This is a genomic window from Methylomonas sp. BG-2 (assembly GCF_057766305.1).
The window spans coordinates 1-9,420 of sequence record NZ_JBYMAP010000159.1 but is presented as its reverse complement, the minus strand read 5'-3'; the positions used below and the strand labels follow the sequence as shown (position 1 = coordinate 9,420).

10 protein-coding genes are annotated in these 9,420 nt (G+C 55.5%); 4 read left to right on the top strand and 6 right to left on the bottom strand.

Going from position 1 to position 9,420, the window contains the following annotated elements; all coding sequences use genetic code 11:
* The coding region (locus AC3B8H_RS14830; RefSeq protein ID WP_488442317.1) for a hypothetical protein at positions 1 to 253 on the top strand (253 nt) is incomplete at its 5' end.
* 55 nt (positions 254 to 308) lie between these two features.
* Here the strand turns inward: AC3B8H_RS14830 and AC3B8H_RS14825 are convergent.
* From AC3B8H_RS14825 to AC3B8H_RS14810, 4 genes are all read right to left on the bottom strand, one after another.
* The gene (locus AC3B8H_RS14825) at positions 309 to 1,154 is read right to left on the bottom strand and encodes an acid phosphatase (RefSeq protein ID WP_488442316.1); all 846 of its coding nucleotides are present in this window, start codon (positions 1,152 to 1,154) and stop codon (positions 309 to 311) included.
* Between the two features lie 260 nt (positions 1,155 to 1,414).
* A complete protein-coding gene (locus AC3B8H_RS14820; protein WP_488442315.1) occupies positions 1,415 to 3,004 on the bottom strand; it encodes a tetratricopeptide repeat protein in 1,590 nt (529 codons plus the stop codon).
* A gap of 85 nt (positions 3,005 to 3,089) precedes the next feature.
* Positions 3,090 to 3,710 (bottom strand): pyridoxamine 5'-phosphate oxidase family protein, encoded by a 621-nt coding sequence (locus AC3B8H_RS14815; protein ID WP_488442314.1) that lies wholly within the window; start codon positions 3,708 to 3,710, stop codon positions 3,090 to 3,092.
* Positions 3,711 to 4,463: 753 nt separating this feature from the next.
* Positions 4,464 to 5,081 (bottom strand): glutathione S-transferase family protein, encoded by a 618-nt coding sequence (locus AC3B8H_RS14810; protein ID WP_488442313.1) that lies wholly within the window; start codon positions 5,079 to 5,081, stop codon positions 4,464 to 4,466.
* 195 nt (positions 5,082 to 5,276) lie between these two features.
* Between AC3B8H_RS14810 and AC3B8H_RS14805 the strand changes: the two genes are divergently transcribed.
* Both AC3B8H_RS14805 and AC3B8H_RS14800 read left to right on the top strand, forming a co-directional pair.
* Positions 5,277 to 6,176 (top strand): LysR family transcriptional regulator, encoded by a 900-nt coding sequence (locus AC3B8H_RS14805; RefSeq protein ID WP_488442312.1) that lies wholly within the window; start codon positions 5,277 to 5,279, stop codon positions 6,174 to 6,176.
* 113 nt (positions 6,177 to 6,289) lie between these two features.
* On the top strand, positions 6,290 to 6,592 hold the full coding sequence (locus AC3B8H_RS14800; protein ID WP_488442318.1) for a type II toxin-antitoxin system VapC family toxin: 303 nt from the start codon (positions 6,290 to 6,292) through the stop codon (positions 6,590 to 6,592).
* A 255-nt stretch (positions 6,593 to 6,847) separates the two neighbouring features.
* Here AC3B8H_RS14800 and AC3B8H_RS14795 read toward each other — a convergent pair whose 3' ends face one another.
* Complete coding sequence (locus tag AC3B8H_RS14795; RefSeq protein ID WP_488442311.1) at positions 6,848 to 7,768, bottom strand: NAD(P)-dependent methylenetetrahydromethanopterin dehydrogenase; 921 nt, start codon at positions 7,766 to 7,768, stop codon at positions 6,848 to 6,850.
* Between the two features lie 418 nt (positions 7,769 to 8,186).
* On the opposite strand from AC3B8H_RS14795, the gene AC3B8H_RS14790 reads away from it, so the two are divergent.
* On the top strand, positions 8,187 to 8,354 hold the full coding sequence (locus AC3B8H_RS14790; RefSeq protein ID WP_488442310.1) for a hypothetical protein: 168 nt from the start codon (positions 8,187 to 8,189) through the stop codon (positions 8,352 to 8,354).
* Positions 8,355 to 8,437: 83 nt separating this feature from the next.
* On the opposite strand, the gene AC3B8H_RS14785 is transcribed toward AC3B8H_RS14790, so the two are convergent.
* Positions 8,438 to 9,364 (bottom strand): hypothetical protein, encoded by a 927-nt coding sequence (locus AC3B8H_RS14785; protein ID WP_488442309.1) that lies wholly within the window; start codon positions 9,362 to 9,364, stop codon positions 8,438 to 8,440.
* Positions 9,365 to 9,420 lie beyond the last annotated feature (56 nt).

Genomic DNA, 9,420 nt, shown 5'->3' with positions numbered 1-9,420 from the left:
GGTCTTAGCTACACGAGGTAGCTCCGGCGCGCCGGCCATCGTCGGCGGCAGCTACGGGGCCGGATACATTTTCGTCAACGGTTTCGATTGGTCTGACGACTTCCCAAGCGCAAATTCGCTGACTCGCCGGCTATTGTTGAATCAAATTGACCCAAGCGCGGTTCCGATACCAGGCGCGATTGGCTTGTTTGGCTCGATTTTGGCAGGATTAGGCTGGATGGGACGTTGTCGCAAGTCGTTGCTGGCCGTCTGAAATTTGCTCGGACGGGCGTTGCGGCATGCAAAACCCGGCCTTCGGGCGCTCGCTTTTATTGAAGCAAGGCCCGCTGCGCGTCCATGCCGGCCCGCTCGGCAGCGCAATCGCGGTTGGGCGCCAGATTCTCCTCGCTCAAATCGTCCAATTCGTCTTTCGCCTGACTCAACTCGTCCTGAAAATGCCGATCGGCGTGGAGTTTAGCGACGGTGTACGCTCCCAGATAGCGTCCCCACAAGGTGTCGCTATACCAATGCACATTGCAAACCACCCGGCTTAAGCCAAAGGCCTGGGCGCGAGCCAGAATCGCATCGGCCCGCTCGGGCACCAGTTCGGCCAAAATCAAACCCCAAGCCATGCCAATGGCATTGTGCCCGGAAGGATAGGAACCACCCGCCTCCAGGCGGGCGCGATCGTCCGGCGTGCAAAACTGAGCATCGTTGACCATGAACGGCCGGGGACGTTTGTAATGATCCTTCGCGGCGCCGGTAGCCGCGCCGGCGTCCTGTTTAACTTTCTTCAGCAATTGGAACAAATGCGGCGTGTGTTTTTCGTCCACCGGCACGCCCAGCGCGCAGGAATAGGTGCTGGCGGCATTCGGGAAACTCAGGTCGGCATCCTGTATCGCCAATGCCCAGGCTGGCGTATTGCGCAAGCCAAAGCTTTTTTGGGCGTAGGTCAAATCCAAAGCAAAACTCGCCGAGCCATCCGCCGGTGGTGGCGGCAACAAACCCAAGCTGTCCGGAATCGCGTTGGTCGGCAAAAAACCCCGTTCTCTATTGCCGCCAATTTCCGGCGGGATCGGCGTCGCGCCGGCATCCGCCAATACATCGTGCAACGCGCCGCTCAAGCACAAAACGGCGAACAACCGTCCCCAAAATTGATAAGTACTGTTACGCATGGACCGACTCCTGATAAACGACTGGTGGGCTGGTGAAGAATACAGCGATTTGCTGCGTCCGATGCAGCATAGAAGACAATCCCCGGCTCTGCAAAACCCACGGTTCCAGGCCGGCATCCCATATGCGCAATGCGATGCCTTAAAGCGGCGTGGTTTGGGAGCGCTTTTTAAAGTGCCTTGAAAAGTCCGTTTGGCAGGTCGAAAGCCTAAACAGTGTGTATTCCCGGCATCGCTCCAAGCCATCCCTAGCCGGATACAATTCAGGCCGGCTTTATATCAAACGCAATGCAAATCCGCTCCTGGTCGGAATTGAACGGGATCGTACGGTGAAACAGCGACGACGGAAACAGCACCAGGTCGCCAACTTTTTGATCGACGATTTGGCTCGGGAAATCGCCGTGCAAACGCGGATAGTCGTCGCCGTCGGTGCCGTATTCGAAGCTGCCTTCGTGGTTGTCGCATTTATCCGGCAATTGCAGATACACGCAGCCGCTGATCCAGCCTTCCTCGTGGATGTGCGAGGTCAGATAGCCGCCCTGGTTCATCCGTAAATACCAGGAACTGGCGAATTCCAAGGCTTTCGGAAAGCGCCGGATCAACGCGTCGTCGCTGCCGGCGAAATGGTCTCGGTAAGCCTTGACCTTGGCGCGGATCAACGCCGCCAATTGCTGAAACGAGGTTTCGGGCCGTTGCAGTAAATTCCCGGCCGACTGCATGCCGTAGTATAAGCGGCCCTGCTTGCGCTCGGCGATGGCCAAGTGTTTGACGTCATCCAGCAATTGGCTCAGCAAGCCGCTGTTTGGCTCGGCCAGTTCGGCAATCCGGGTGTGTTGCACAAATTCCATCGGCCGCCGGCAATAGCCGTAAGCATCCGCTTGGCGGAAATTGGTCGCGTAGTGGGTCGCCAAGCTGCCCAGCAATACCGATTGGTGGCGGTCTTGGGCAATAAAGTCGTCCAGATGCTGTTTGAAGGCGTCGAACTGGCTGGTTTTATATAAACACAGCAACACCCGCTCTTGAGCGTCGGCGAAATCGGAGGCGGCAAAATACGGAATCGCCTGCTCGAATTGGCTTCCCAGGCAATAGCTCTCGCCCAGATTGTAATTGGCCCGGCCGTGTTGCGGATTGGCTTGCAAGGCGGCGCGGTAACAGCGCACCGCTTCTTCCATATTGGCCTGATCGCGGTAAATCTCGCCCAGATCGTTCCAAGCGTCGGCGAATTGCGGGTCCAGCCGCAAGGCTTCCCGGAAGGCCTCGATGGCTTGAGCGTGCGCGCCCTGGTCGTAGAGATTGGTGCCCAGATTGAAATAGCCCAACGCATCGGCGTTGATCTCCAAGGCCTTGCGGTAACATTGCTCGGCGGCCTGGAGGTCGCCGACCGTCTGCAATACCGCGCCCCAGTTAGCCCAGGCTTGGTAATAACCGGGCTGTTGTTCGACGGCCAGCCGGTAATGCTTGGCCGCGTCGGGCCATTGGCCTTGCTGTTGCAGCAGCGCGCCGAGGTTGAAATGGGCGACGGTCAAATCCGGCTTGAGTTGCAGCGCCTTGCGGTAAGCGGCAAGCGCGCCCTTGGCGTCTTTGAGCTGGGTGTAAATCGCGCCGAGGTTGAAATGAATTTCGGCAATGTTGGGGTCGATCGCAATCATTTTGCGAAAACTGGCGGCGGCCTCGCGCAACTTGCCTTGCGCTTGCTGGCACATGCCCAACAAATTTAAAGCCGGCAGCGATTTTGGGAAAGCCGCCGCCAAGGCTTGCGCCCGGACTTCGGCTGGCAGCACTTGCCCGGCTTGAAACAATTGGTGGATGGCCTGTAATTCCGCTGGCTGCGGTTGTTTGAGTGGGGCTTTCATCAAGACGATAGTCGCGCGAAATTTGGACGGGCGCAGCATACCGCAAACCCAAGCGATCCGGCAAAGCCGGCTTGTCCGTCGCCGGTCAATCGAAATCGCCGCCGCCCAGTGCTCCGCGCAAGCGGCGATTCTCGTCTTGCAAACGTTCAATTTCCGCTTGCAGTCCGGCCAGGCGCGGTTGAATCTGCGCTTCGGTATAACGCGGCGTGATGTGCTTGGGGCAATTCCAGTCGTAAGCTCTGACATCAATCACAATCGCCCGGCCGACGCCGGCTTCGACGGCCAGCGCCTCCGGCCAGTCCGCCGCGCCCAGCTCGACGATGCGCGCCACGCCCCAGATTTTCAGCCGGCGCCGCGCCGCGTAGTCCATCAGGATCAACGCCACCCGGCCGTCCGCGTCCAGATTGCCGACGCTGATGTACTGGCGGTTGCCGCGCTGGTCGGCATAAGCCAGCGTGCGCGGGTCCAACACTTTCAAAAAGCCGGGGCGGCCGCCGCGAAATTGCACATAGGGCCAGCCGGTTTCGCCGACGCTGGCCTGGTAGAAACCATCGCGCTCGGCGACGAAGGCCTGCTCGGTCTCGCCCAGCTCGGCGCGGGGATCGGCGGCGGTTTCGAAACCGAGATTGCCCGCCCGGCTGCCGTAACGGCTCTGCGCGGCGCGCACCGAATCGGTAAAACAAATTTCGGCAAAGGCTCTGGACATGGCGGTTTACCTCGAATGCGGAATGGTGAAAATGTTTGATCAGGCCCTTATTGACCCGGCCCCATTTATTGCTGGTATGCCGTTCGGGCTGAACCTGTCGAAGCCCAATGTGGCGTGCCTTCGACAAGGCTCTGCTTAGCGAAGCCGAAGGGCTGGGAGCGAACGGATTTAATGGCCGGTTTGAATCGACCTCCCGCTTCCCTTCGACTCCGCTCAGGGAACGCTCCGAAGCGTTCCAAACGCCACGACAGTGAACGCACCGGCCGCTCACCCGAACAAGTCGAGCGGAGTGCATCCGGCGTTCGCTGAACGCGTTGACCATAACGCGCCCGACATTCCCTGAACAAGTCGAACGTGACTCATCTGGGTTTGCCCGAATCAGTTGAACGGAATGCATTCGGCGTTCCCTGAACGAGGTGAACGTAGCACATCGCTGCCCGAATGAGCTGAACGGAATACGTTCGGCGTTCCCTGAGCGAGTTGAACGTAAAATGTTCGGCATCCCATCAACGAGTCGAACCTGACGCATCCAGCGTTGCCCGAATCAGTTGAACGGAATACGTTCAGCGTTCCCTGAACGAGTTGAACGTAAAATGTTCGCTCCCCCCTCAACGAGGCGAACCTAGCGCATCGCTGCCCGAATGAGTTGAACGGAATGCGTTCGGCGTTCCCCGAGCGAAGTCGAAGGGAACAAAAACACACGCGGCCCAAGCAATAGATTCCAACCTACTCAAACGGCACGACCAGATCCCATCAAGCCGCCGCGCTCGGCCGCTGCCCAACCCGCTCCCGCCAACTGAGCAGATGTTTGCAGGTGTCCGGAACGCCGATTTGCATAAAGTCGATCAACTTCAATCCGGCAAACAGTGTGATGTCCGGCATCGTCAAGTGCTCACCCAACAGGTAGCGCTGGCCGCGCAGCACGCCGTCGAAATAATGCATGCCCTTGATCGCCACCTGACGCTGGTACTCGCCCCATTCCTTGATCTGAATCGGCTCCAATTTGCCCAGACCGGCGGTGGCGTGGTGAAAGTAATCGCTGGCCGCATCCAGCACCAAGGCCTCGGCGCGGCGTTGCAACATGTGGATTTGTGCTCGCTGTTTGGCGGTTTCTCCGGTCAAAACCGGCGTGCCGGCGCTATGGTCCAGATACTCGGTAATCGCGGTACACTCGGCTATCGCGGTGCCGTCGTCCAGCACCAGCACCGGTACTTTGCCGAGCGGATTGAGTTGTAAAAACTCCGGTAGTTTGTGTTCGCCATTCGGCACATTCACCTGCACAAAGTCGATGCGGTCGATCAAACCTTTTTCGGCGGCGGCCATTCGGGCGCGGAGCGGGTTGGGGAAAGCGCGGAATTCGTAAATTTTCATAAAAACCTCGGTAATGTTCGGATTGATGGTTTGGTGTTGCGGCTGACCCTTGCCAACCGTGGGGACAGTGTATTGATAACGCCGGATAAACAGAATACGGATAAATTACAATTGACTATTCCGATAATAGGAATAAAACTGGCGCGTGGCGACCGTTAAAGCGGCGATAGCTCAACGCATTCCAGGAGGCAAAACATGGACAAACTGCAAGCAATGACGGTGTTCGTCGCGGTCGCCGAAGCGCAGAGCTTCGCCGGCGCCGCGCGGCGGCTGGCGATGTCGCCGCCGGCGGTGACGCGGGCAATTACCGCATTGGAAGAACGCTTGCAGGTCAAACTGTTGCAACGCACCACCCGGCTAGTGCGGGTTACCGACGCCGGCCAGCGCTATCTGGAAGACGCCAAACGGATATTGGCCGACATCGACGCGGCCGACGAAGCCGCCGCCGGCATCAACGCGGAGCCGGCCGGCCACTTGGCCGTCACCGCGCCAGCGCAGTTCGGTAAGCTGTACGTGATGCCCGGCATCGTTGACTACCTGCAACGCTATCCGGCCATGCAGGTCACGGCCTTGTTCGTCGACCGGGTGGTCAATCTATTGGAAGAAGGCATGGACGTGGGCATCCGCATCGGCGAATTGCCGGACTCCAGCTTGCGGGCGGTGCGGGTCGGCCAAGTGCGGCCGGTGGTATGCGCGGCACCGGATTATCTGCAACGCCACGGCGCGCCGAACGACCCCAGAGAACTGGCCAAACACACCCTGATCGCCGCCGGCGGCCTCGGCGTCGGCCCGGACTGGCGCTTCGGCAGCGGCGCCGACGCGCACAGCGTGCGCATCCAACCCCGATTAGTTACATCCACGATAGACGCCGCGATCGAAGCCGCCGTGCAAGGCCTGGGCCTGACCCGCCTGCTGTCCTACCAAATCGCCCCCTACCTGGCCAGCGGCCAGTTGCAAACCGTGCTAAACCGCCACGAACCGCCGCCGGTGCCGATCCACGTCCTGCACCGCGAAGGCCGCTACGCCTCGGCCAAGGTTAGAAGTTTCGTCGATTTGATTGCGGAGCGCTTGAAACGGGAGGCGAGGTGGTTGTGAGGCGGATAAGCGCGGCTTTGGAGGCGCCACCGTCTGTAACAACAGCGCTGGCCATTGATGAAATTGGCCGTGGATTTGGCTCAAAATACACGCTAACTTTTTGCTAGGCGCTTATTGGTTTCAGTCAAATCAGTTTGTTCGAGATTGCGATTAAACAAAAAATCGGCAAATTGCCCGACTTTACCGCCGAGTTAGACGCGATTTATCTGCAATCGTTACGCGCTGGTTTTCGTTTCTTGCCCATCCAAAACACTCATCTGTTTGGCTATCACAAAATTCCGCTATTCGAGCAGCATCGCGATCCGTTTGATCGCTTGCTGTTGGCAAATGCTTACCAGGAAAATTTGATTTTGTTGTCCGCGGACAATCATTTCGCCCTTTACGAACACTGGGTTCAGGTGTTTTGGTCGCAGTGATGGACGATCTGCTTCTTCGGGTTAGTTTTTATTTGCCTACGTACTCAATAGGATGCAGCCGTCAGGCGCATCGTTCGCGACCGTTGCGCCTCGCCGCTGGCTCGGCGCAACCTATGTGGGGTGCGGGCTTTATTGCGTTGCATAAGTTGCTAATGCTAGACCTGACCCCGGTCTTTGTGGCGGTATTTTGCATAGCTTTGCGAACAGCGAACCTTTGCCGGTCAGGGTAAGCCGCCAAATAATTTAACTGACGATTTAAATCGATTTTTCCAGCTTGGCCGCTTGCTGTTTTAATACCGATAGCGCAAATTCATACGCTTCGGGGAAATCGATTAAGGCCGCAGTACTGTTTTTTTGGATTTGCTCATACAAGCCAAACTGGGTTTTATATTTCAAATTACCGATAGCCATCGGGCCTATGCTCAAAAAACGGGTGCCGGATACCTCCGCGACGACACCAAGGTCGTTAAGACCGATGCCGGCGACTCCGCTAGGTGGCACCGCATTGGTATCGGCGGCCAGGATCAGATTATCGGCATGCGCCAAGGAGTTCTCCAATATGCGGACCCCGGCTCTAGCGGCGCTGATAATGATTTCGGCTTCCCGCACCACTCGTTCTTTTTCGTCGTTGGTCTGTGCGGATACCCACTCGACTTGAGCGTTGTAGCGTTCGCAGAAGCGTTGGGCCGACCTTTCGTCGTCGTCGGCAACCAGTTGACACAGTTTTACCTTTGCGCCCTGTTGGGTAGCCAATATAGCCGTGCAAAGACCAACCGGTCCCGTGCCGAACACGGCCACTTTCTTTCCCGACAAGCCTTGGCCGGTCTTGTCGTTCAGAACCTGTTCGATCAAGGCGACAATACTTGCGGACGTGGTATAAGCGCCATTCGGATCGGCGAATACGCCAACCTTGAAAGGTCCGACCATGGCATTTTTGGCATTCTGAAACATGTCGGTCGCCATATGCACATCGCGTCCGCCGATGAAAATGCCGGTGTCGTTAAAGCGGTTGGGTGGGCGACAAAAAATGGCGTCTTGAACCATTGCCGATACTTGCTTAGGTTCGACTTTGGTAAACGGCACTACCATATCGAAGCCGGCATCAGCAGCAATGGTGACATCGAATGGGCTGATGTTTTCGCTAGGCGTTAAAAAATACAGAATTCTTTTGGTCATGGTCGATTGGTCCGGGTTAATTTTAAAGGTCGTTTTAATATAGTAGATACCAGACCATTTACTGCCGGCTCTTGAAAAACTTGTGCTTCGGAGCGAGTAAGCCCGGTGGGCACGGTTTTGTGCCCACCCTACGGCTGCTACAGAAGTTGCTCGAATGCTAGACCTGACCCCCGGTCTTTCCCTAGGTGGTTGTGAAGCGGTTAAAATCGGTTTTGGTGACGCCGCTGTCTGTAACAGCGCTCGTCACGGCATTCCCGGCAAAGGTTCTGCGTGATTTGTTCAACGGCGATTTTCAAGATAATCTTTCAGCTGATTAAAGATAATGTTTTAGCGATGCTTTCGTAACTATTTGATACAGTTTGTATCTGCAAGCAACTTTAAAGATACTGAATACACCAGTTTAAACAAAACCCGCACCATGCCCGCATTTAACCACTACGATTTGACTCTACTCAACCCGGCGTTCGATTCGCCGTTGGTGGACGTGTTGACGGAGCTTGAATACTTGCGGCGTTTGCAATTGGGCGGCACCACGCCGCCGCAGGTGTTTTGGCGATTGAAAAATTGGTTGGTACTCGACCGCTGATACCGAGAGAGTTGCTTGATTGCAAGACCTGGCCCCGGCTTTTACGGCTTTCTATTTTGGGATACCAAAAAGTATTTGCTTTTTCAACCAATTGAAACCTTGGCACTTGCAGCAGAATTCCAAAGTCTGATTCGATTTAAAAGCTCTTCATCCAAGTCATCGCAATAATCTACTAATCGGCAACGATCAAACATAAGTCCAGCATAAAGTAGGCTGGAATTCCATTGTGCGCGGTTAATGGCATCCGAAATACAAAAAGCACGCGTCGGATTCAACAAATATCTTTTTTGGCTGGTCCATCGAGCTAAAAATGCATCGGGCTGTAATTGGGTCATAAGTCCTTCCCAATTTGAGCCAGTCTTGCATTGCCCGAAAACAACTAATTGCCCAGGTTTTTCATCCGTAAAAGGGACCCAGGCGACTGCGTCGAGTTTGTCGTCTTTGGCTTGCGTTGCACCTTCATCTATATTCTCGTAACGTCCGCCTTCACCTAACTCCCGGCAAAGATGATTTACTTTGTCTTCGAACCTGCCTGTCGCGGCAGTACCAAAGACCAAAGATTTGGCTCGATTAGCACCAAGATAATTCTTCAAGATTGATGCGGAAATTTCTTCGAGTAGCAAGGTTCCGTCAATTTCAACGTGAATACGTTGAGTCTTCATGTTCAACCGGGTACTTAACAGAAGGTAACGATAAACATCCGAGCGATGATTATTTTGGTCGTCTTTATGGCGTAAGACTGTTCCATCGAGTCCCAATTCAAAGGGATATCCTTCCCTACAAGCGTCTTGCCGACGCTCGATTTCGTTCATAACTTCGTCTAATTCGTCGGCATTTTCGTCATCGTTATCGTCACACCCGATATTGTGATCGTTATCATCCAACCGACCGAGATAGGCAATGATTTCCCGAGCGGACGTTGAGTTTTTCTTCCAAGCCAAAAGCTCGGCAAAATCGGCTAATTCGTTAGATTCCGCACGCGCTGATGGCAAGTTCGGCAGCTTGAACATATTAATTTTCTGTCAATCGGGATTTTTTCTCTTTGGGGCTGTGCTTTCGAAGCATT

Excerpts from the sequence above, each read along its gene's own strand:
- AC3B8H_RS14790 (WP_488442310.1), top strand. The coding sequence starts at position 8,187 with ATGCCCGCATTTAACCACTACGATTTGACTCTACTCAACCCGGCGTTC.
- AC3B8H_RS14820 (WP_488442315.1), bottom strand. The coding sequence starts at position 3,004 with ATGAAAGCCCCACTCAAACAACCGCAGCCAGCGGAATTACAGGCCATC.
- AC3B8H_RS14825 (WP_488442316.1), bottom strand. The coding sequence starts at position 1,154 with ATGCGTAACAGTACTTATCAATTTTGGGGACGGTTGTTCGCCGTTTTG.
- AC3B8H_RS14815 (WP_488442314.1), bottom strand. The coding sequence starts at position 3,710 with ATGTCCAGAGCCTTTGCCGAAATTTGTTTTACCGATTCGGTGCGCGCC.
- AC3B8H_RS14795 (WP_488442311.1), bottom strand. The coding sequence starts at position 7,768 with ATGACCAAAAGAATTCTGTATTTTTTAACGCCTAGCGAAAACATCAGC.
- AC3B8H_RS14805 (WP_488442312.1), top strand. The coding sequence starts at position 5,277 with ATGGACAAACTGCAAGCAATGACGGTGTTCGTCGCGGTCGCCGAAGCG.
- AC3B8H_RS14785 (WP_488442309.1), bottom strand. The coding sequence starts at position 9,364 with ATGTTCAAGCTGCCGAACTTGCCATCAGCGCGTGCGGAATCTAACGAA.
- AC3B8H_RS14810 (WP_488442313.1), bottom strand. The coding sequence starts at position 5,081 with ATGAAAATTTACGAATTCCGCGCTTTCCCCAACCCGCTCCGCGCCCGA.